Genomic DNA, 20,115 nt, shown 5'->3' with positions numbered 1-20,115 from the left:
CTATGAGTCTGGAATTTATCATCACATCACTGATCATTGTCATATCGCCCGGTACCGGCGTGGTCTATACGCTGGCGACCGGATTGACGCGGGGCGCAAGAGCGAGCATCGCCGCGGCGTTTGGTTGCACAATCGGCATAATTCCCCATATGGCAGCGGCGATAGGCGGGCTGGCTGCTATCATGCATACGAGCGCCATTGCGTTTCAGACGCTCAAATATCTCGGCGTTATCTATCTTTTGTTCATGGCGTGGAATGCTTTGCGCGATAACGGCTCACTACGGGTGGATCAGGAAAACACCGAAAGCTCATTTAGTCGTGTAACTTTGACCGCAATCCTCATTAATATTCTTAATCCGAAACTATCGATCTTCTTTCTCGCTTTCCTGCCGCAATTCGTAACCGCAGATGAAAGGCGACCCGTGCTGACCATGCTCGGTCTCAGCGGTGTATTCATGGCAATGACATTCGTTGTCTTCGCCATTTATGGGCTCTTTGCAGCTTCTGTTCGAGACAAGGTAATTTCCCGGCCCATCGTTCTCACATGGATGCGCCGCTCATTCGCCGCTGCTTTTATCGGGTTGGGTATAAAGCTTGCTTTGACACAGCGCTAAGTTCGGGTGGGTGGCTTCAAGATATCCACAATCACTAAGCTATCGATAGGCAGTCGATACGCCTCGCTTACCAACGAGAGCCACAATGTTGCGCACCCTCTGCGCTGGTTGGATAGTCCCCAAAGCCACAAACAGAAAAAGGGAGCCGAAGCTCCCTTTAAACTTTCTACCGTAGAAGCGTTGATTACGCTGCTTCGGCTTCGTTAGCGCGCTCTTCTTCAACGCGGGCCAAATCCTTGGACCCCTTTGCGCTGACATCACGATCAACGAATTCGACAACTGCGAGCGGCGCATTGTCACCGGTGCGGAAGCCCGCCTTCATGATGCGGATGTAGCCGCCATTACGCTGACCATAACGTGGTGCAAGCGTATCGAACAGCTTGGCAACCAGCTTGGCATCGCGGATAGCCGAGATGGCCTGACGACGAGCGTGCAGATCACCGCGCTTGCCGAGTGTGACAAGCTTTTCTACGATTGGACGAATTTCCTTGGCCTTGGGCAGCGTTGTCACGATCTGCTCATGCTCGATCAAAGATGCAGCCATATTGGCAAACATCGCCTTACGATGGCTGGCAGTCCGGTTAAGCTTGCGGCCTGAATTACCGTGGCGCATGAGCCTTCTCCTTCAGTTTTCTTTTCGGGCTCATTGCCCGGGCTAATTATTCAGTTCGGGCTCATTGCCCGGGCTTATTTGTCGGGCAGAGCCCGGATTAGTACTGGTCTTCGTAACGCTTGGCGAGATCTTCGATGTTCTCTGGCGGCCAAGCTGGAACTTCCATACCAAGATGGAGGCCCATGGAAGCCAGAACTTCCTTGATTTCGTTCAACGACTTGCGACCGAAGTTCGGTGTGCGCAGCATTTCTGCTTCTGTCTTCTGAATGAGATCGCCAATGTAGACGATATTATCATTCTTCAGGCAGTTTGCCGAGCGAACCGAAAGTTCGAGTTCATCGACCTTCTTGAGCAGAGCAGGATTGAACGCGAGTTCAGTAACCTGTTCCTGCTGAACTTCTTTTTGCGGCTCGTCAAAGTTGACGAAGATCGCCAGCTGGTCCTGAAGAATACGTGCTGCGTAAGCAACAGCATCTTCACCGGAGATCGAACCATCAGTCTCGATCTGGAGGATCAGCTTGTCATAATCGAGAACCTGACCTTCACGGGTGTTCTCGATTTTATAGGAAACCTTGCGGACCGGTGAGTAAAGGCTATCGACTGGAATAAGACCAATCGGAGCATCTTCAGCGCGGTTGCGGTCAGCTGGAACATAACCCTTGCCGGTGTTGACAGTGAATTCCATGCGGATTTCAGCGCCTTCATCGAGCGTGCAGATAACGTGTTCCGGGTTGAGAATTTCAATATCGCCAACAGTCTGAATATCGCCAGCTGTTACAACGCCTGGGCCTTCCTTACGGACGACCATGCGCTTTGGACCATCGCTTTCCATGTGGATAGCGATTTCCTTGATGTTGAGGACGATGTCTGTAACATCTTCGCGAACGCCAGGGATCGACGAGAATTCATGCAGAACGCCGTCGATCTGTACCGCAGTCACGGCAGCACCGCGCAGCGAAGACAGAAGAACGCGGCGCAAGGCATTGCCCAGCGTCAAGCCATAACCGCGCTCTAGCGGTTCAGCGACGACAGTAGCCTTGGTCTTCGAGCCGGAAGTCTGAAACTCGACCTTGTTCGGCTTGATCAATTCTTGCCAGTTTTTCTGGATCATCTATGTTTTCCTTATCCTTGCCAGTGCCACCATCCAATCGTGGCCTTGAAGCGTGGAAACCCCGTCAGGGGCTTGAAGCCGATGAGTTGAAATCAACCCACCGGCCAAATCCTAGAGCAAAAGACTAGACGCGACGACGCTTGCGCGGACGGCAGCCATTGTGCGGGATCGGTGTCACGTCACGGATCGATGTGATTGTGAAACCCGCAGCCTGCAATGCGCGCAAAGCGGATTCACGGCCGGAGCCAGGTCCGCAAACTTCAACTTCCAAAGAACGCATGCCGTGTTCCTGTGCCTTCTTTGCACAATCTTCAGCAGCCATCTGAGCAGCAAATGGTGTGGACTTGCGCGAGCCTTTGAAGCCCTGCGCACCAGCCGACGACCAGGCAATCGCATTGCCCTGCGCATCAGTGATGGTGATCATTGTATTGTTGAATGTCGAATTCACGTGGGCAACGCCCGACGAAATGTTCTTCCGCTCGCGGCGGCGAACGCGTGTGGCTTCCTTGGCCATAGTAGTCCTTTCAGTTGATCTCGACGCCTCCGTATTTCCAGAGGCTCCACCGTGGTTCAGTTAACGTGTGAAACCAGCACGTCCGCCCCAAAAGGCAGAACCGGCGCAGCGAACCGCGCCGGACAATATTACTTCTTCTTGCCGGCAATTGCCTTGGCAGGACCCTTACGGGTGCGCGCATTTGTATGCGTGCGCTGACCGCGGACCGGAAGCGAGCGGCGATGACGCAGGCCGCGATAGCAGCCCAAATCCATCAGACGCTTGATGTTCATGGAAACTTCACGACGCAGATCACCCTCAACGTGGTAATCACGATCGATCGTTTCACGGATCTGCAGCACTTCGGCATCGGTCAACTGATTGACGCGACGCTCTGCAGGAATGCCGACTTTCTCGACGATTTCCTGTGCAAATTTTTGACCAATCCCGTGAATGTACTGAAGCGCGATAACAACGCGCTTGTTCGTCGGGATGTTGACGCCAGCGATACGAGCCACGTCTGTTCTCCTTGTTAACCGGCAGAGCTGGATTACCGATACGGCAGCCAGATGACGGGATGAAAATTAATATTCGAGGACAAACATAAACGATCAGCCCCGAACCTTTATTACCGGATCGGCGCCGACCGCTTTATATCCAAGCGAATTTGCGCCGTACTTGAAGGAATCGCTGTCAAAAGTCAACTCCTCCAAGAAAATTAAGTCAGTCCTAGAGTTCCGACAGAATTTTCTCGATCGATGCCGTGACCTCTTCAAAGTCGGCCATGCCATCAACCTTCTTCAACTTGCCCTTGGCATAGTAGTAGCCAATCAACGGCGAAGTCTGCTTGTAGTATGCCTCAAGGCGCGTGCGCACCGTTTCAGCATTGTCGTCCGGACGGCGTTTGAATTCCGTCGAGCCGCATTTGTCGCAAACACCCGCAACTTTCGGCTTTTTATTGGTATCGTGATACCCGGTCCCGCATTTTGCGCAGGTATATCGGCCCGATATGCGCTCGACGAGAACGTTGTCGTCCACTTCAAGCTCGATCACGCAATCCAACTCCAGATCCTTATCAGCGAGCATGCGCTCTACTGCATCGGCCTGAACCAGAGTGCGCGGATAGCCGTCGAGAATAAATCCCTTGACTGCATCCGGCTGATCAATGCGTTCGGAGACGATCGCATTGACGATCTCGTCAGAAACCAGATTGCCGGCATCCATGACGGCTTTGGCCTTCAGGCCTACATCTGTTCCCTTAGTGACTGCTTCGCGCAACATGTCCCCCGTGGAGAGTTGCGGTATGCCTAACTTTTCGACCAAGCGCTGAGATTGAGTTCCCTTACCTGCCCCCGGTGGTCCGAGAAGTATTAATCTCATCTGTTGCGTTTCCCTCCACGGAGCTTCGACTTCTTGATAAGCCCCTCATATTGATGCGCGATCAGGTGCCCCTGGATCTGTGCAACCGTATCGAGCGTAACGCTCACGACGATCAGCAGCGACGTGCCGCCGAGATAGAAAGGAACACCAGCCCACGAAATAAGGAACTCCGGCAGCATGCAGATCAGAACCAGATAAGCTGCGCCGAGGACTGTGATACGGGTGAGCACAAAATCGATATATTCTGCTGTACGCTCACCGGGACGAATGCCAGGAATGAAGCCTGAATGCTTCTTCAACTGATCGGCAGTGTCCTTCGGATTGAAGACAAGCGCCGTGTAGAAGAAGGCGAAGAAAACGATCATCGCAGCGTAGAGGAACATATAGGCAGGCTGGCCATGGCCGAGCGAAGACAGGATGCTCGTCGCCCAGGCAGGCATTTGTTCATTCTGGGCAAATCCGGCAACGGTTGCAGGCAAAAGCAGCAACGAGGAAGCGAAGATCGGCGGGATAACGCCAGCAGTGTTCAGCTTCAAAGGCAGATGCGAAGTATCGCCCTGGAACATGCGGTTACCGACCTGACGCTTCGGATACTGGATCAGAAGGCGGCGCTGTGCGCGTTCAACAAAGACGATAATACCGATAACAGCAATCGTCAGCACGATAATCGCCAGAATGACGCCCGTGGACAAAGCGCCGGTACGGCCAAGTTCCAGCGTACCGGAAATGGCTTGCGGCAGGTTGGCGACGATGCCCGAGAAGATGATCAGCGAAATACCGTTACCGATGCCGCGCGCAGTAATCTGCTCGCCAAGCCACATCAGGAACATTGTGCCGCCGACAAGAGTGATCACCGTCGAGAACAGGAAGAAGGGTCCCGGATCGGTGACAATGCCCTGACTGCCCTGCAAACCGACAGCAATCGCATAGGCCTGTACAGTCGCAAGCAGCACGGTGCCGTAGCGTGTATATTGATTGATAACCTTGCGGCCCTGCTCGCCATCCTTCTTCAACTGCTCGAGAGCAGGAATGACGGACGTCATGAGCTGGACGATGATCGATGCCGAGATATAAGGCATGATACCAAGCGCAAAGATCGCCATGCGTTCAACCGCACCGCCCGCGAACATGTTGAACATGCCGAGGATACCCTGCGCCTGATTGTTGAAAGCCTGAGCGAATGCGCCGAGATTGATGCCCGGCAACGGGATATAGGTGCCAAGCCGGTAAACCAGCAATGCGCCAAGTGTAAACCAGATACGCTTCTTGAGCTCACTGGCTTTTGAAAAAGCTGAGAAATTGAGATTTGACGCGAGCTGTTCAGCGGCTGAAGCCATTATAGTCTCCGGTCTGTGCCGTCAGAGCGGTATCCCGCTTCGACTTTTGTTCTTTCGCCATTTCAAACGGAAAACCGGCAGCCACTTTTCCTGAAATTGCGTTAGAGCCCGTTCTAAACCCGGTATCGAGAATCGACGGTCTTACCCCCAAATATGATGTGGGGAGAAAAGGTACAAGCGGCGATCGTAAAGATCGCCGCTTGTCTGTCCGTATTATTCTGCTGCTGCAGGTGCAGCTGGCAGCTTGACTGTACCGCCGGCCTTTTCGATCTTTTCGATCGCAGCCTTTGATGCACCGGAAACTTCGAAAGTTACCGCAGTCGTGATTTCGCCGTCAGACAGAAGACGAACGCCATCCTTGGCGCGGCGGATAACGCCGGCAGCCTTGAGCGTTTCAATCGTGACAGCAGCCTTCGGGTCGAGCTTCTTGGCATCGATTGCAGTCTGCACGCGGCCGACCGACACGGTGTTGAAGTTCTTCGAGAAGATGTTGGTGAAACCGCGCTTTGGCAAGCGACGGTAAACTGGCATCTGTCCGCCTTCGAAACCGTTGATGGCAACGCCCGAACGGGACTTCTGACCCTTGACACCACGACCGGCTGTCTTGCCGGAACCAGAACCAATACCGCGGCCGACGCGCTTGCGAGCCTTGGTTGCGCCTGGATTTTCACTCAGATCATTGAGTTTCATTTGTCTAATCTCCGGTATCAAGCCTCGTCCACGACGCGGACGAGATGTTGAACCTTGGCAATCATGCCGCGAATTGAAGGCGTATCTTCAAGTGTGCGACGACGATGCATTTTATTGAGGCCCAGGCCAACAAGCGTTGCACGCTGTTCTGCCGGACGGCGGATAGGGCTGCCGATCTGTTCGACCGTAACCGTCTTACCCTTCTTCTTCTCAACCATGACTTTGTCCTTTAGTCTCTACAGTGAGCAAAGCCGTAGGCCCTGCCCTGCTGCGCCACTTATGGCCTATTCTTCCGAACCGACCACATCGCGGCGGCGAGCCTGCAGTGTCGAATACTTGATACCGCGCTGTGCAGCGATGTCCTTCGGGTGCATCTGATGCTTGAGAGCATCGAATGTCGCGCGAACCATGTTGTATGGGTTCGACGAACCGAGCGACTTGGCAACAACGTCCTGTACGCCGAGAGTCTCGAAGACTGCGCGCATTGGACCACCGGCGATGATACCCGTACCAGCTGTAGCTGCACGAAGCAGAACCTTGCCGGCGCCGTGACGGCCATGCACATCGTGATGCAATGTACGGCCCGAACGCAGCGGAACGAAGATCATTTCGCGTTTGGCAGCTTCAGTTGCCTTACGGATAGCTTCCGGCACTTCGCGCGCCTTGCCATGACCAAAACCAACGCGGCCCTTCTGATCGCCGACAACGACGAGAGCAGCAAAACCGAAACGACGTCCGCCCTTAACAACTTTGGCGACGCGGTTAATGTGTACGAGCTTGTCAACGAATTCGCTATCGCGCTCTTCGTTACGGCCACCACGATCGTCGCGGCCTCTCTTTTCCTGTGCCATGCTCCTAATTCCTTTTTCTTTTCCGGTAGCACGAATGACATTACAGCGCCGTGGATATGAATTGATCCACATAGATCGCGGTAACAGTTTTAGTACGCGAAGTCCGGCTTACAAGAGACGAGCCCTTGCAGTCCCGGACTTCGAAAGTCTTGACCCTGAAGTCCGATCTTAGAAACTAAGACCTGCTTCGCGGGCAGCTTCAGCAAGCGCCTTTACACGGCCGTGGTAAATATACGCGCCACGATCGAAGACAACTTCCTTGATGCCAGCCTTGACGGCGCGCTCTGCAACGAGCTTGCCAACCAGTGCCGCTGCATCCGAATCTGCACCAGTCTTCAGCTTGCCCTTGAGGTCAGCTTCGAGAGTGGATGCGGATGCAATAGTGTGACCATGCGCATCATCAATGATCTGCGCATAGATATTCTTTGAAGAACGGTGGACGCTGAGCCGCGGACGGTCACCGGCAACCGCCTTGAGCTGGCGGCGAACACGCGAAGCGCGACGCTGAATGATTTCTTTCGGCGATGCCATGACACGAGTTCCTTACTTCTTCTTACCTTCTTTGCGAACGATCTTCTCGCCCGCATATTTCACGCCCTTGCCCTTGTAAGGCTCTGGGCTACGATATTCGCGAATTTCAGCTGCGACCTGGCCTACCTGCTGCTTGTCGATGCCGGTTACGACGATTTCCGTCGGCTTCGGCACTGCAACTGTGATGCCTTCCGGCACCTGATAGACAACTTCGTGGCTGAAGCCAAGTGACAGCTGCAGGTTTTTGCCCTGCATGGCTGCACGATAGCCGACGCCGCTGATTTCAAGACGCTTTTCAAAACCGTCCTTAACACCCGTGAAGATGTTGACGACCATAGTGCGGCTCATGCCCCACTTTGAACGAGCGACTTTGGAGTTGTCACGCGGGTTAACGCTGACAGCACCGTCTTCAAACTTGACCACTACGTCGTCATTGGCAACGAAGGACAATTCGCCCTTCGGGCCTTTGGCCTTGATGGTCTGGCCGTCTACGCTGGCTGTTACGCCTTGCGGGACTGCCACTGGTTTTTTACCGATACGAGACATTTTTCAAACCTTTTCAAGCCGGTGCTTAGAATATACGGCAGAGCAGTTCGCCGCCGACATTCTGTTCACGTGCCTCGTGGTCTGCCATAACGCCCTTCGGCGTCGACAGGATCGAAATACCAAGACCGTTCGCAACCTGCGGGATCGACTTGACCGACACGTAAACGCGGCGACCGGGCTTCGAAATACGGGTAATCTCACGAATTACCGGTACATTCTCAAAATACTTCAGTTCGATTTCGATTTCGGACTTGCCGTTGTCGAAGTCTACCTGGCTGTATCCACGGATATAGCCTTCGGACTGAAGAACATCCAGAACGCGAGCGCGAAGCTTGGAGGCTGGTGTTGAAACCTTGCCCTTCTTGCGCATGATTGCGTTACGGATACGTGTCAGCATATCGCCGAGAGGATCTGTCATAGACATCGCGTTCTCTCCTTACCAGCTCGATTTCACGATGCCAGGCACCTGGCCGAGCGAACCCAGCTGGCGCAATGCGATACGCGACATTTTGATCTTGCGGTAATAACCGCGCGGACGACCCGATACTTCGCAACGATTGCGAATACGAACCTTGGTGGAATTGCGTGGCAGTTCTGCCAGCTGGATGGTGGCGCGGAAGCGCTCATCCAGAGGAAGCGACTGATTCATCACGACAGCCTTCAGGCGCGCCCGCTTTGCAGCGAAACGCTTAACCAGAAGACCGCGGCGCTTGTTCTTTTCGACTGCGCTCGTCTTTGCCATTTCAAATACCTCGCTACGCTTGCCGTTACTGGCGGAAAGGGAAGTTGAAGGCGCGCAGAAGAGCGCGGGCTTCATCATCCGTTTTTGCAGTCGTGCAAACGATGATGTCCATGCCCCAGATCTGATCAACCTTATCGTAGTTGATTTCCGGGAACACAATGTGTTCCTTGATACCCATGGCAAAGTTGCCACGGCCGTCAAAGCTCTTTGGATTCAGGCCGCGGAAATCTCGAACGCGTGGAAGCGCGATCGTGATCAGGCGGTCAATGAATTCGTACATGCGCTCTTTACGAAGAGTTACCTTCGTACCGATCGGCATATTCTCACGCACCTTGAAGGTAGCGATCGAATTGCGCGCACGGGTAATAACCGGCTTCTGGCCAGCAATCAATGCCAGATCTTCAGCTGCGACAGTTGGCTTCTTCGAGTCAGCTGTTGCTTCGCCTACACCCATGTTGAGAACAACCTTGGTGATGCGTGGGATCTGCATCTCGTTTTCGTATTTGAACTCTTCGAGAAGAGCTTTACGAACCACGTCAAAGTACTGTGTCTTCAGACGAGGTGTAATGTTTGCATCAGCCATCGATCAGATCTCCTGAACGCTTTGCTACACGTACCTTCTTGCCGTCCTCTAGGACCTTGAAACCAACGCGAGTTGGCTTGCCGTCCTTGTCGGCAATAGCAATGTTCGACAGATGGAGCGGCGCTTCTTTCGAAATAATGCCGGCTTCCTGGCTCTGTGTCTGCTTCTGGTGACGCTTTACAAGATTAACGCCGCGAACGAGCGCTTGCTCATCCTTCGGCAAAACTTTGATTACTTCGCCGGTACGGCCCTTGTCCTTACCAGCCAGAACGACAACGCGGTCGCCTTTACGGATCTTCTGCATCGTCTGCTCCTTACAAAACTTCTGGAGCCAGCGAGATGATCTTCATGTGGCTCTTTGCGCGAAGTTCGCGCGGAACCGGTCCGAAGATACGCGTGCCGATAGGCTCTTTCTTATTGTCGATCAAAACAGCAGCGTTCTTGTCGAAACGAATTACGCTACCATCTGCGCGACGGATGTCTTTGGCTGTACGAACAACCACAGCCTTCATCACGTCACCCTTTTTAACACGGCCGCGCGGAATTGCTTCCTTGATCGAAACGACAATAATGTCGCCGACCGAAGCATATTTCCGCTTCGAGCCGCCCAGCACCTTGATGCACATGACACGACGTGCGCCGGAATTATCCGCCACGTCGAGGTTTGTTTGCATCTGAATCATGACTAGCCGCCTTCTTCTTGTTCAACCGGACTGGGCTTTCTTTGCCCCTCGCGATTGTTGCGTACTTACATACAGATATTAATATTAACTTGCCGGGGCGTCAGTTACGACAACCCAACACTTGTCTTTCGAAATTGGCTTGGATTCCTCGATGGAAACCCGGTCGCCAACCTTGAACTGGTTGCTCTCATCATGCGCCTTGTACTTCTTGGACTGGCGCACAGTCTTCTGGAGGAGCGGGTGCGAATAGCGCCGCTCGACCTTGACCACGATGGTCTTGTCGTTTTTGTCGCTCACGACAACGCCCTGCAGAATGCGTTTAGGCATGGTTTTCTTCCTTAAGCCTTGCTCTCGACCGCTTTTTGGCGGGCGACAGTTTTGATGCGCGCAATATCACGGCGGATCTGCCGAACGCGAGCGGTTTTTTCCAACTGACCGGTTGCCTTCTGGAAGCGCAGGTTAAACTGCTCTTTCTTCAGCGAACCAAGTTCTTCATTCAACTGATCGAGGCTCAAGGCCCGAACTTCTGCGGATTTCATAACATCCACCCCTTATTCTGCGATGCGCTGAATAAAGCGCGTCTTGACCGAAAGTTTCGCAGCTCCGAGGCGAAGTGCCTCACGGGCGGTTTCTTCCGAAACACCGTCGAGCTCGAACATGATGCGGCCTGGTGCGACACGGGACGCCCAATAATCAACCGAACCCTTACCTTTACCCATGCGGACTTCAGTAGGCTTCGATGTAACTGGCACATCCGGGAAAATCCGGATCCACACGCGACCGGCACGTTTCATGTGACGGGTAATTGCACGGCGAGCGGCCTCGATCTCACGCGCTGTAACGCGGTTCGGCTCGAGGGCCTTCAGGCCGAAAGCACCAAAATTCAGATCCGTGCCGCCCTTCGATGCGCCGTGGATACGGCCCTTGAACTGCTTGCGGAACTTTGTGCGCTTAGGCTGCAGCATTGTTCTCTACTCCAAAATTCTCAGTTACGAAAGACGCTATTTTAAGCGTTTTCGCGACGACGGCCTGAACCCTGATGACTGGCATCGCCTTCAACAGCACGGCGTTCGGAAGCCATTGGATCATGCTCAAGGATTTCGCCCTTGAATACCCAGACTTTAACACCGCAAATGCCGTAGGCAGTGTGCGCTTCAGCAGTTCCGTAATCGATATCGGCACGAAGGGTATGCAGAGGCACACGGCCTTCACGGTACCATTCCATACGAGCAATTTCCGCGCCGCCAAGACGACCCGAGCAATTGATACGAATGCCTTCTGCACCAAGACGCATTGCCGACTGAACGGCACGTTTCATGGCACGGCGGAAAGCGACGCGGCGTTCAAGCTGCTGCGCGATCGACTGAGCAACCAGAACAGCGTCTGTCTCTGGCTTGCGGACTTCGACGATATTGAGCGTTGTATCCGCATTGGTCATTTCTGACAGCTTCTTGCGCAACTTCTCGATATCGGCGCCCTTTTTGCCGATGATCAGACCTGGACGGGCAGCATGGATCGTAACGCGGCACTTCTTGTGCGGACGCTCGATAACTACCTTGGAAATGGCAGCCTGCTTCAACTCATCCATCAGATACTTGCGGATCTTCAGGTCTTCGTGCAGCAGCTTGCCATATTCACCAGTATTCGCGTACCAACGCGAGTCCCAGGTGCGATTGATGCCCAGGCGGAAACCAATCGGATTAATCTTCTGGCCCATTATGCGGCCTCCCCTTTTTCCTCAGCTTCGCGAACAACGATCGTCAGATGCGAGAATGGCTTCTCGATCCGGCTTGCACGACCGCGGCCACGAACGTGGAAACGCTTCATCACGATTGACTTGCCTACATAGGCTTCAGCAACAACCAGAGTATCAACATCCAGATCATGGTTGTTCTCTGCGTTGGCGATAGCTGATTCGAGAGTCTTTTTCACCGTTCCTGCAATGCGCTTGCGCGAAAATTCCAGATCGGCAAGAGCGGCGTTAACCTTCTTGCCACGGATCAGAGCAGCCACCAGATTGAGCTTCTGAGGGCTGATGCGGAGCGTGCGGGCAACGGCTTTCGCCTCGTTGTCCTTTAGCTGGCGCGGAGCCTTAGCCTTGCCCATCGTTATTTCCTCTTCGCTTTCTTGTCCGCGCCATGACCGTAATAGGTACGCGTCGGAGCGAATTCACCAAACTTGTGTCCGATCATCTCTTCGTTGACCGAAACCGGCACATGCTTGTTACCATTATACACACCGAAGGTCAGACCGACGAACTGTGGCAGGATCGTGGAGCGACGGCTCCAGATCTTGATAACTTCACTGCGACCGCCCTCACGTACCTTCTCAGCCTTCTTGAGAAGATAGCCATCGATGAACGGGCCTTTCCAAACTGAACGAGCCATTTCAGACTACCTCTCTTACTTCTTGCGCTGATGACGCGAACGAGCGATGAACTTGTCCGTCGACTTATTGGAGCGCGTCTTCTTGCCCTTCGTAGGCTTGCCCCACGGAGTAACCGGATGACGTCCACCGGATGTACGGCCTTCACCACCACCATGGGGGTGATCGACCGGGTTCATGGTGACACCACGATTGTGAGGCTTGCGACCGAGCCAACGGCTACGACCTGCTTTACCCAGGTTGATGTTGCCATGGTCGGGGTTCGATACTGCACCAACCGTTGCAAAGCAAGAACCATGTACAAGACGCTGTTCGCCCGAGTTCAGGCGAAGGATCGCCATTCCCTGGTCGCGGCCAACGAGCTGCGCATAAGTTCCAGCCGAACGGGCAATCTGACCGCCCTTGCCTGGCTTCATCTCCACATTGTGGATGATGGTGCCGACTGGCATGGCTGACAATGGCATCGCATTGCCTGGCTTCACGTCTGTCTGTGCGCCGGCAATAACACTGTCGCCAACTGCAAGACGCTGCGGAGCAAGGATGTAGCTCAGCTCACCATCTTCATAGCGGATCAGCGCAATGAATGCGGTCCGGTTCGGATCGTATTCAAGCCGTTCAACCTTTGCAGCCACGTCATGCTTGCGGCGCTTGAAATCAACGAAGCGGTATGTACGCTTGTGACCGCCACCCTGGAAACGCACGGTAATGCGACCAGTGTTGTTGCGACCACCCTTCGACGACAGACCTTCGGTCAATGCCTTGACAGGCTTGCCCTTGTAAAGCTCCGAACGGTCCACGATGACCAGCTGGCGCTGGCTTGGCGTGGTTGGATTATAATGTTTGAGTGCCATTGTCTTTACTCCACGGCCCCTCAGAGACCAGTCGAAATGTCGATTGACTGGCCTTCGGCCAACGTCACGACTGCTTTCTTGACATCACTCTGGCGTCCGACGATGCCGCGAAAACGCTTCACCTTGCCTTTGCGCACAGAAGTATTGACTGCAGTAACCTTCACGCGGAACAGCGCTTCGACTGCGGCCTTGATTTCCGGCTTCGTCGCCTTCTTGGCTACATTGAAGACAACCTGGTTGTTTTCGGAAACCATGGTCGACTTTTCAGTAATTACCGGGCTGACGATCACGTCATAATGGCGAAGATCGGTCATTTGAAACGCTCCTCGAGTGCTTCAACTGCAGCTTTGGAAAGCACGAGCTTGCCGCGACGCAGAATGTCATAAACATTGATGCCCTGAATTGGTAGAACATCGATGTTCGGGATGTTCGAAGCAGCGCGAGCAAAGTTCGCATCAATCTCGGCACCGCCGATCAGGAGCGCATTCTGCAAGCCAAGCTTGGCGAACTGCGAAACAAGTGTCTTTGTCTTGGCTTCTGTCGCGAGCAGATCATCGATGATGATCAGATCGGATGCCTTGACCTTGGCGGACAGGGCATGACGAAGTGCAAGAGCGCGAACCTTCTTTGGCAGGTCATGGGCATGGCTGTGAACAACCGGTCCATGAGCCTTACCACCGCCGCGGAACTGCGGTGCACGTGCTGAATGGTGACGAGCGCGGCCCGTACCCTTCTGCTTGTACATCTTGGCGCCGGTCCGTGCGATTTCCGAACGGGTCTTTGCCTTGTGCGTGCCCTGCTGCTTGCGTGCAAGCTGATAGCGGACCATGCGCTGAAGGATGTCGTCGCGTGGCTCCAGACCGAAAATCTCTTCGGAGAGTTTCAGCTTGCCGGCGTCCGCGCCTTCAAGTGTTGTAATCGTGAGATCCATTATTCGGCCCCCTCAGTTGTCTGCGCTACTTCTGCATCAGACACAGCTGCTGCGGCGTTTGCGGCATCGTCGATCAATGCGCGAAGGCCAGCTGGCTTCGGAGCATTCTCGGGCAGCGCTACCTTGACGGCATCACGCACGAGGATCCATGCACCCTTCGAACCAGGAACAGCACCACGAACCAGAATAAGGCCGCGATCCAGATCAGTCGAAACAACTTCGATGTTCTGGGTGGTGATACGGGTTGAACCCATATGACCGGCCATCTTCTTGCCCTTGAACACTTTACCCGGGTCCTGACGCTGACCGGTAGAACCGTGAGCGCGGTGAGTAACCGAGTTACCGTGTGTTGCGCGGTGACCGCCGAAGTTATGGCGCTTCATTGAACCGGCAAAACCTTTACCGATTGAAGTACCAGTCACATCGACCTTCTGGCCTGCAACATAATGTTCGGCGGTGATCTCGACGCCGACATCTAGAAGATTGTCAGCAGAGACGCGGAATTCCGCTACTTTCGCCTTTGGTTCGACCGAAGCTGTCGCGAAATGACCGCGCAAGCTCTTCGTCGTATTCTTTACCTTGGCCAGACCAACACCGAGCTGAACGGCAGTGTAGCCATTCTTCTCGACTGTACGCTGAGCCACAACCTGGCAGTTCTCCATGCGAAGAACTGTTACCGGCACATGCTCGCCAGCGTCGTTGTAGACGCGAGTCATACCCAGTTTCTGTGCAATTACACCTGAACGCATCGGTTCATCCTTCCGTCCTCAAGCCTTACAGCTTGATCTCGACATCAACACCAGCAGACAGATCGAGCTTCATCAGCGCGTCCACAGTCTGGGGGGTCGGGTCTACGATATCGAGAAGACGCTTATGTGTGCGCATCTCGAACTGCTCGCGGCTCTTCTTGTCGATGTGCGGCGAGCGGTTAACCGTGAACTTCTCGATCCGTGTAGGTAGCGGGATCGGTCCGCGCACATTGGCACCGGTACGCTTGGCAGTCGACACGATTTCCCGCGTCGAATCGTCAAGGATCCGATGATCAAACGCCTTGAGGCGAATGCGGATGTTTTGACCGTTCATTTCATCTTTTCCTTGTTTAGCGGAGACGCCCTGTAACAGGCGTCTTCCGCATAAAACCTTAATTTACTCAATGATAGAAGCGACGATGCCAGCACCGACGGTGCGGCCACCTTCACGGATAGCGAAGCGGAGCTTCTCTTCCATGGCGATTGGCACGATCAGCGTCACATCAACCGAGATGTTGTCGCCAGGCATGACCATTTCCGTACCTTCCGGCAAAGTCACTACACCCGTCACGTCAGTCGTGCGGAAGTAGAACTGTGGACGGTAGTTGGAGAAGAATGGCGTATGACGGCCACCTTCGTCCTTCGTCAGAATATAGGCTTCTGCCTTGAACTTCGTGTGCGGCTTGACCGAACCTGGCTTGGCAAGGATCTGACCGCGCTCAACGTCTTCACGGCCAACACCGCGAACCAGTGCACCGATGTTGTCGCCTGCCTGGCCCTGATCGAGCAGCTTGCGGAACATTTCAACGCCGGTAACTGTTGTCTTTGTCGTCGGCTTGATGCCGATGATTTCAACTTCTTCACCAACCTTGACGATACCGCGTTCAACACGGCCAGTCACAACCGTACCACGACCCGAGATCGAGAAAACGTCTTCGATCGGCATCAGGAATGGCTGGTCAATAGGACGCTCTGGCGTTGGAATGTACTTGTCAACTTCAGCCATCAGCGCGCGAACTGCGTCTTCGCCGATTTCCTTGTTGCTGTCTTCAAGTGCAGCCAAAGCCGAACCCTTGACGATCGGTACATCGTCGCCCGGGAAATCATACTTGGAAAGAAGCTCACGAACTTCAAGCTCAACCAGTTCGAGCAATTCAGCATCGTCAACCTGATCAACCTTGTTCAGGAACACGACGATCGCTGGAACGCCAACCTGACGGGCAAGCAGAATGTGCTCGCGGGTCTGGGGCATCGGGCCGTCAGCGGCAGACACAACCAGAATAGCGCCATCCATCTGCGCAGCGCCGGTGATCATGTTCTTCACATAGTCGGCGTGGCCAGGGCAATCAACGTGTGCATAGTGACGCGCAGGCGTCTCATACTCAACGTGTGCCGTCGAAATGGTGATGCCGCGTGCCTTCTCTTCCGGTGCAGCGTCGATCTGGTCATACGCCTTGTACTCACCAAAATACTTCGTAATCGCTGCCGTCAACGACGTCTTGCCATGGTCAACGTGACCAATCGTGCCGATGTTTACGTGCGGCTTATTACGTTCAAACTTGCTCTTAGCCATCTGAGCTCTCCGTTATATGTTCGCCTGCTCAGGCTTAACTTCAACTGTCACGCGCAACCTTATGGTTACGCAAACTTCTTCTGAATTTCCTGCGCGACTGCTGCCGGGACAGGTTCGTAGTGGTCGAACTGCATGGTGTACTGTGCACGGCCCTGGCTCATCGAACGCAGATTGCTCACATAACCAAACATGTTGGCCAGTGGGACGTTTGCATTGACTACAGTGGCAATACCACGCGCTTCGGTACCCGAGATCTGACCACGACGTGAATTCAGATCGCCAATTACGTCACCGACGTAATCTTCAGGCGTAACAACCTCGACCTTCATGATCGGCTCAAGAAGCTGGGCACCAGCTTTCTGTGCACCTTCGCGGAATGCAGCGCGAGCTGCGATTTCGAAGGCGAGAACCGAAGAGTCGACATCATGGTAGGCACCGTCGATCAGCGTGGCTTTCACGCCGAGCATCGGGAAGCCTGCGAGCGGACCCGCACCCATAACACTTTCAATGCCCTTCTGTACGCCTGGAATGTATTCCTTTGGTACAGCACCACCGACGATCTTCGATTCGAAGATGAAATCATCACCTTCATGCGGCTCGAAGATAACCTTGATGCGAGCGAACTGGCCCGAACCACCGGACTGCTTCTTATGCGTGTAGTCGATTTCAGCCTTGCGGGTGATCGATTCACGATAAGCAACCTGTGGGTTACCAATGTTTGCTTCTACCTTGAACTCGCGACGCATACGGTCAACGAGAATGTCGAGATGAAGCTCGCCCATGCCGGCGATGATTGTCTGACCGGATTCTTCATCCGTCTTGACGCGGAATGAAGGATCTTCAGCTGCCAGGCGGTTGAGCGCGAGGCCCATCTTTTCCTGGTCGGCCTTGGTCTTTGGTTCGATCGAAATCTCGATAACCGGATCCGGGAAGATCATGCGTTCAAGAATAACCGGCTTCAGAGGATCGCAAAGCGTATCACCTGTTGTCGTTTCCTTGAGGCCAGCAAGAGCAACGATATCGCCAGCAAAGGCTTCTTCGATGTCTTCGCGGGAATTGGAGTGCATCTGCAACATACGGCCGATACGCTCACGCTTCAGCTTAACAGTATTGTCAAGCGAAATGCCCTTGGTCAGCTTGCCGGAATAGATGCGGCAGAATGTCAGCGAACCAACGAACGGATCGTTCATGATCTTGAACGCGAGCATTGACAGTGGCTCTTCGTCCGAGGACTTGCGAACTGTTTCCGCATCGGTCTTCGGGTCGATGCCCTTGATCGAAGGAACATCAACAGGCGAAGGCAAGAAGTCAACAACACCGTCGAGCAGAGGCTGTACGCCCTTGTTCTTGAATGCCGAACCACAGAATACCGGATGGAATTCAACGCGGCATGTACCGATACGGATCAGTTCACGCAGCTTGTCATTGTCTGGCATATTGCCTTCGAGGTAAGCCTCGGTAGCAGCTTCGTCGACTTCAACAGCGGTTTCGATGAGCTTTTCGCGGAATTCTTCAGCACGATCCTTAAGATCGGCAGGAATTTCAACGACATCCCATTCAGCACCGAGCTGTTCGTCGCGCCATACAAGTGCCTTCATCTCGATCAGATCGATAACGCCCTTGAACTCTGTCTCAGCGCCGATTGGCAGCTGCATGACGAGTGCCTTGGCACCAAGACGTGTCTTGACCATATCAACGCAGCGATAGAAATCGGCGCCGGTCTTGTCCATCTTGTTGACGAAGATCATGCGTGGAACGTGATACTTCTCAGCCTGACGCCATACGGTTTCAGTCTGTGGCTCTACACCGGCGTTTGCATCGAGAAGTGCAATCGCACCATCGAGCACGCGCAGTGAGCGCTCTACTTCAATCGTGAAGTCAACGTGACCAGGCGTATCAATGATGTTGAAGCGACGCTTCTTGCCATCACGGCCAGTCCAGTAAGTCGTGGTTGCAGCGGAAGTGATCGTGATACCACGCTCCTGCTCCTGCTCCATCCAGTCCATCGTAGCGGCGCCGTCATGGACTTCACCGATTTTGTGCGACTTACCGGTGTAATAAAGAATACGCTCGGTCGTCGTTGTCTTGCCGGCGTCGATGTGCGCCATGATACCGAAGTTACGGTAGTCTTCGATTTTATATTCGCGGGCCATGATCTGGTGCCTCTAAGAATAGGGTTTCGACGATTACCAGCGGTAATGCGAGAATGCGCGGTTGGCTTCTGCCATGCGATGCGTGTCTTCACGCTTCTTCACAGCTGAGCCACGGTTGTTTGCAGCATCCAGAAGTTCACCCGACAGGCGATCAACCATTGTCGTCTCGTTGCGGCCACGGGCTGCATTGATCAGCCAACGGATTGCAAGAGCCTGACGGCGCTCCGGACGAACATCGACCGGAACCTGGTAAGTCGCACCACCAACGCGGCGCGAACGTACTTCTACGTGTGGCGCTACATTGTCGAGAGCCTGATGGAACAGGGCAACTGGCTCCTGCTTGCTCTTGGCTTCGACTGACTCAAGCGCACCGTAAACGATACGCTCAGCAATCGACTTCTTGCCATGATGCATGACTGCATTCATGAACTTTGTCAGAACGAGATCGCCGAACTTTGGATCCGGGTTAATCTCACGCTTTTCTGCACTATGGCGTCTGGACATATTCTCTGTCTCTTATCTGCATCGGGTTGACCTACCTGGTGGCCAAATTCCCGGAAAATCTTACTTCGGACGCTTTGCACCGTACTTGGAACGGCGCTGCTTACGATTCTTGACGCCCTGAGTATCCAGAACACCACGGATGATGTGGTAACGAACACCTGGCAAATCCTTTACACGGCCGCCGCGGATCATCACGACAGAGTGCTCTTGAAGGTTGTGACCCTCACCCGGAATATACCCGATAACTTCGAAGCCGTTGGTCAAACGCACCTTGGCGACTTTACGGAGAGCCGAGTTTGGCTTCTTCGGTGTCGTCGTATAGACGCGAGTGCAAACGCCGCGCTTTTGCGGGTTTTCCTGCAATGCAGGGACTTTATTGCGCTTTACCGGCGCAGTGCGCGGCTTGCGGATCAACTGGTTTACGGTAGGCATTCAACCTTCCCTCTTTGTAATGCGTATCAAAGCGCTAGCGCTTCGGCACAAATCTCGTATCTTCGCCCGTCAGGGCCGTTTCAGCGCCATGCTCATGCACGAATTCGGGCAACTAAACCACCCCAAGGGTGGTTGCCCGAATAAAAGCAGAGGAAGCCATAAGGCCTCATGCGAGCGGCAAATTGCATTTCGTTCGTAAAACGAACCCTGTTTGAGATGAACTCCAGAGCGTGTCGCTCCGAAATGGCCAATCTCACATCGGCTCAGATGGGCTGCTGATACTGGTGTTTCAGCCTTTCGTCAAGCCTGAACCCCCAATATTCTTTGAGCGCACAGCATTTGCTGGCGCTTTTGCATCCCGAC

At 53.9% G+C, this 20,115-nt stretch carries 32 protein-coding genes; 1 reads left to right on the top strand and 31 read right to left on the bottom strand.

What is annotated here, in order from left to right:
* Positions 1–2: 2 nt before the first annotated feature.
* Positions 3–614 carry a LysE family translocator gene (locus V9K92_RS10145; protein WP_115055374.1) on the top strand — a complete coding sequence of 204 codons (612 nt, stop codon included), beginning with the start codon at positions 3–5 and terminating at the stop codon, positions 612–614.
* A 184-nt stretch (positions 615–798) separates the two neighbouring features.
* Here the strand turns inward: V9K92_RS10145 and rplQ are convergent, their stop codons facing one another.
* The 31 genes from rplQ to rpsL form a co-directional block, all read right to left on the bottom strand.
* Positions 799–1,227 carry a 50S ribosomal protein L17 gene (gene rplQ / locus V9K92_RS10140; RefSeq protein WP_115055376.1) on the bottom strand — a complete coding sequence of 143 codons (429 nt, stop codon included), beginning with the start codon at positions 1,225–1,227 and terminating at the stop codon, positions 799–801.
* A 97-nt stretch (positions 1,228–1,324) separates the two neighbouring features.
* Positions 1,325–2,338, bottom strand: a complete 1,014-nt coding sequence (locus V9K92_RS10135) for a DNA-directed RNA polymerase subunit alpha (protein ID WP_008124954.1) — start codon at positions 2,336–2,338, stop codon at positions 1,325–1,327.
* A 124-nt stretch (positions 2,339–2,462) separates the two neighbouring features.
* Positions 2,463–2,852 carry a 30S ribosomal protein S11 gene (gene rpsK / locus V9K92_RS10130; protein WP_008124952.1) on the bottom strand — a complete coding sequence of 130 codons (390 nt, stop codon included), beginning with the start codon at positions 2,850–2,852 and terminating at the stop codon, positions 2,463–2,465.
* Between the two features lie 128 nt (positions 2,853–2,980).
* Positions 2,981–3,349: a 30S ribosomal protein S13 gene (rpsM, locus tag V9K92_RS10125; RefSeq protein WP_008124949.1), complete on the bottom strand. Its 369-nt coding sequence runs from the start codon at positions 3,347–3,349 to the stop codon at positions 2,981–2,983.
* 211 nt (positions 3,350–3,560) lie between these two features.
* Entirely contained in the window at positions 3,561–4,211 is a 651-nt protein-coding gene (locus V9K92_RS10120; RefSeq protein ID WP_307284552.1) for an adenylate kinase, read from the bottom strand.
* Complete coding sequence (gene secY / locus V9K92_RS10115; RefSeq protein WP_115055380.1) at positions 4,208–5,548, bottom strand: preprotein translocase subunit SecY; 1,341 nt, start codon at positions 5,546–5,548, stop codon at positions 4,208–4,210. Before secY ends, V9K92_RS10120 begins: the two co-directional genes overlap by 4 nt.
* A 213-nt stretch (positions 5,549–5,761) precedes the next feature.
* Positions 5,762–6,238, bottom strand: coding sequence for a 50S ribosomal protein L15 (gene rplO, locus V9K92_RS10110; RefSeq protein ID WP_115055382.1), 477 nt, complete (start codon positions 6,236–6,238; stop codon positions 5,762–5,764).
* Positions 6,239–6,255: 17 nt separating this feature from the next.
* Positions 6,256–6,456 (bottom strand): 50S ribosomal protein L30, encoded by a 201-nt coding sequence (rpmD, locus tag V9K92_RS10105; protein ID WP_008124941.1) that lies wholly within the window; start codon positions 6,454–6,456, stop codon positions 6,256–6,258.
* Positions 6,457–6,522: 66 nt separating this feature from the next.
* Positions 6,523–7,089 carry a 30S ribosomal protein S5 gene (gene rpsE, locus V9K92_RS10100; protein WP_008124939.1) on the bottom strand — a complete coding sequence of 189 codons (567 nt, stop codon included), beginning with the start codon at positions 7,087–7,089 and terminating at the stop codon, positions 6,523–6,525.
* 168 nt (positions 7,090–7,257) lie between these two features.
* Positions 7,258–7,620: a 50S ribosomal protein L18 gene (gene rplR / locus V9K92_RS10095; RefSeq protein ID WP_008124937.1), complete on the bottom strand. Its 363-nt coding sequence runs from the start codon at positions 7,618–7,620 to the stop codon at positions 7,258–7,260.
* Positions 7,621–7,632: 12 nt separating this feature from the next.
* Positions 7,633–8,166, bottom strand: coding sequence for a 50S ribosomal protein L6 (rplF, locus tag V9K92_RS10090; protein ID WP_115055384.1), 534 nt, complete (start codon positions 8,164–8,166; stop codon positions 7,633–7,635).
* A gap of 25 nt (positions 8,167–8,191) precedes the next feature.
* Entirely contained in the window at positions 8,192–8,590 is a 399-nt protein-coding gene (gene rpsH, locus V9K92_RS10085) for a 30S ribosomal protein S8 (RefSeq protein ID WP_008124933.1), read from the bottom strand.
* Between the two features lie 12 nt (positions 8,591–8,602).
* Positions 8,603–8,908 carry a 30S ribosomal protein S14 gene (gene rpsN, locus V9K92_RS10080; RefSeq protein WP_008124931.1) on the bottom strand — a complete coding sequence of 102 codons (306 nt, stop codon included), beginning with the start codon at positions 8,906–8,908 and terminating at the stop codon, positions 8,603–8,605.
* 25 nt (positions 8,909–8,933) lie between these two features.
* On the bottom strand, positions 8,934–9,491 hold the full coding sequence (gene rplE / locus V9K92_RS10075) for a 50S ribosomal protein L5 (RefSeq protein WP_115055386.1): 558 nt from the start codon (positions 9,489–9,491) through the stop codon (positions 8,934–8,936).
* Positions 9,484–9,795: a 50S ribosomal protein L24 gene (gene rplX / locus V9K92_RS10070; RefSeq protein ID WP_008124927.1), complete on the bottom strand. Its 312-nt coding sequence runs from the start codon at positions 9,793–9,795 to the stop codon at positions 9,484–9,486. Before rplX ends, rplE begins: the two co-directional genes overlap by 8 nt.
* A gap of 10 nt (positions 9,796–9,805) precedes the next feature.
* Positions 9,806–10,174 (bottom strand): 50S ribosomal protein L14, encoded by a 369-nt coding sequence (rplN, locus tag V9K92_RS10065; protein ID WP_008124924.1) that lies wholly within the window; start codon positions 10,172–10,174, stop codon positions 9,806–9,808.
* Positions 10,175–10,258: 84 nt separating this feature from the next.
* Positions 10,259–10,501, bottom strand: coding sequence for a 30S ribosomal protein S17 (rpsQ, locus tag V9K92_RS10060; RefSeq protein WP_115055388.1), 243 nt, complete (start codon positions 10,499–10,501; stop codon positions 10,259–10,261).
* Between the two features lie 11 nt (positions 10,502–10,512).
* Entirely contained in the window at positions 10,513–10,713 is a 201-nt protein-coding gene (gene rpmC, locus V9K92_RS10055; RefSeq protein ID WP_008124920.1) for a 50S ribosomal protein L29, read from the bottom strand.
* 12 nt (positions 10,714–10,725) lie between these two features.
* Complete coding sequence (rplP, locus tag V9K92_RS10050; protein WP_115055391.1) at positions 10,726–11,139, bottom strand: 50S ribosomal protein L16; 414 nt, start codon at positions 11,137–11,139, stop codon at positions 10,726–10,728.
* Between the two features lie 41 nt (positions 11,140–11,180).
* The gene (gene rpsC, locus V9K92_RS10045) at positions 11,181–11,891 is read right to left on the bottom strand and encodes a 30S ribosomal protein S3 (RefSeq protein WP_115055393.1); all 711 of its coding nucleotides are present in this window, start codon (positions 11,889–11,891) and stop codon (positions 11,181–11,183) included.
* Positions 11,891–12,280, bottom strand: coding sequence for a 50S ribosomal protein L22 (gene rplV / locus V9K92_RS10040; RefSeq protein ID WP_106716807.1), 390 nt, complete (start codon positions 12,278–12,280; stop codon positions 11,891–11,893). The genes rpsC and rplV overlap by 1 nt, the downstream gene beginning before the upstream one ends.
* A 2-nt stretch (positions 12,281–12,282) precedes the next feature.
* Positions 12,283–12,561, bottom strand: coding sequence for a 30S ribosomal protein S19 (gene rpsS, locus V9K92_RS10035; protein ID WP_008124912.1), 279 nt, complete (start codon positions 12,559–12,561; stop codon positions 12,283–12,285).
* Between the two features lie 15 nt (positions 12,562–12,576).
* Positions 12,577–13,410, bottom strand: a complete 834-nt coding sequence (gene rplB, locus V9K92_RS10030; protein WP_008124910.1) for a 50S ribosomal protein L2 — start codon at positions 13,408–13,410, stop codon at positions 12,577–12,579.
* Positions 13,411–13,430: 20 nt separating this feature from the next.
* A complete protein-coding gene (locus tag V9K92_RS10025; protein WP_008124907.1) occupies positions 13,431–13,724 on the bottom strand; it encodes a 50S ribosomal protein L23 in 294 nt (97 codons plus the stop codon).
* The gene (rplD, locus tag V9K92_RS10020; RefSeq protein WP_115055395.1) at positions 13,721–14,341 is read right to left on the bottom strand and encodes a 50S ribosomal protein L4; all 621 of its coding nucleotides are present in this window, start codon (positions 14,339–14,341) and stop codon (positions 13,721–13,723) included. Before rplD ends, V9K92_RS10025 begins: the two co-directional genes overlap by 4 nt.
* Positions 14,341–15,090 (bottom strand): 50S ribosomal protein L3, encoded by a 750-nt coding sequence (gene rplC / locus V9K92_RS10015; RefSeq protein ID WP_115055397.1) that lies wholly within the window; start codon positions 15,088–15,090, stop codon positions 14,341–14,343. The genes rplD and rplC overlap by 1 nt, the downstream gene beginning before the upstream one ends.
* A 25-nt stretch (positions 15,091–15,115) precedes the next feature.
* Complete coding sequence (gene rpsJ / locus V9K92_RS10010; RefSeq protein WP_008124902.1) at positions 15,116–15,424, bottom strand: 30S ribosomal protein S10; 309 nt, start codon at positions 15,422–15,424, stop codon at positions 15,116–15,118.
* 63 nt (positions 15,425–15,487) lie between these two features.
* Positions 15,488–16,663 (bottom strand): elongation factor Tu, encoded by a 1,176-nt coding sequence (gene tuf / locus V9K92_RS10005; protein ID WP_115055874.1) that lies wholly within the window; start codon positions 16,661–16,663, stop codon positions 15,488–15,490.
* Positions 16,664–16,728: 65 nt separating this feature from the next.
* On the bottom strand, positions 16,729–18,816 hold the full coding sequence (fusA, locus tag V9K92_RS10000; protein ID WP_307284497.1) for an elongation factor G: 2,088 nt from the start codon (positions 18,814–18,816) through the stop codon (positions 16,729–16,731).
* Between the two features lie 33 nt (positions 18,817–18,849).
* Complete coding sequence (rpsG, locus tag V9K92_RS09995; protein ID WP_008121762.1) at positions 18,850–19,320, bottom strand: 30S ribosomal protein S7; 471 nt, start codon at positions 19,318–19,320, stop codon at positions 18,850–18,852.
* Between the two features lie 60 nt (positions 19,321–19,380).
* On the bottom strand, positions 19,381–19,752 hold the full coding sequence (rpsL, locus tag V9K92_RS09990) for a 30S ribosomal protein S12 (RefSeq protein WP_008121760.1): 372 nt from the start codon (positions 19,750–19,752) through the stop codon (positions 19,381–19,383).
* Positions 19,753–20,115: the final 363 nt, after the last annotated feature.

The organism is Phyllobacterium sp. CCNWLW109, from assembly GCF_037203905.1.
Classification (GTDB): Bacteria; Pseudomonadota; Alphaproteobacteria; order Rhizobiales; family Rhizobiaceae; genus Phyllobacterium; species Phyllobacterium ifriqiyense.
Note: the sequence above shows the minus strand (reverse complement) of the source record. Positions and strands in the feature narration are given on the sequence as shown.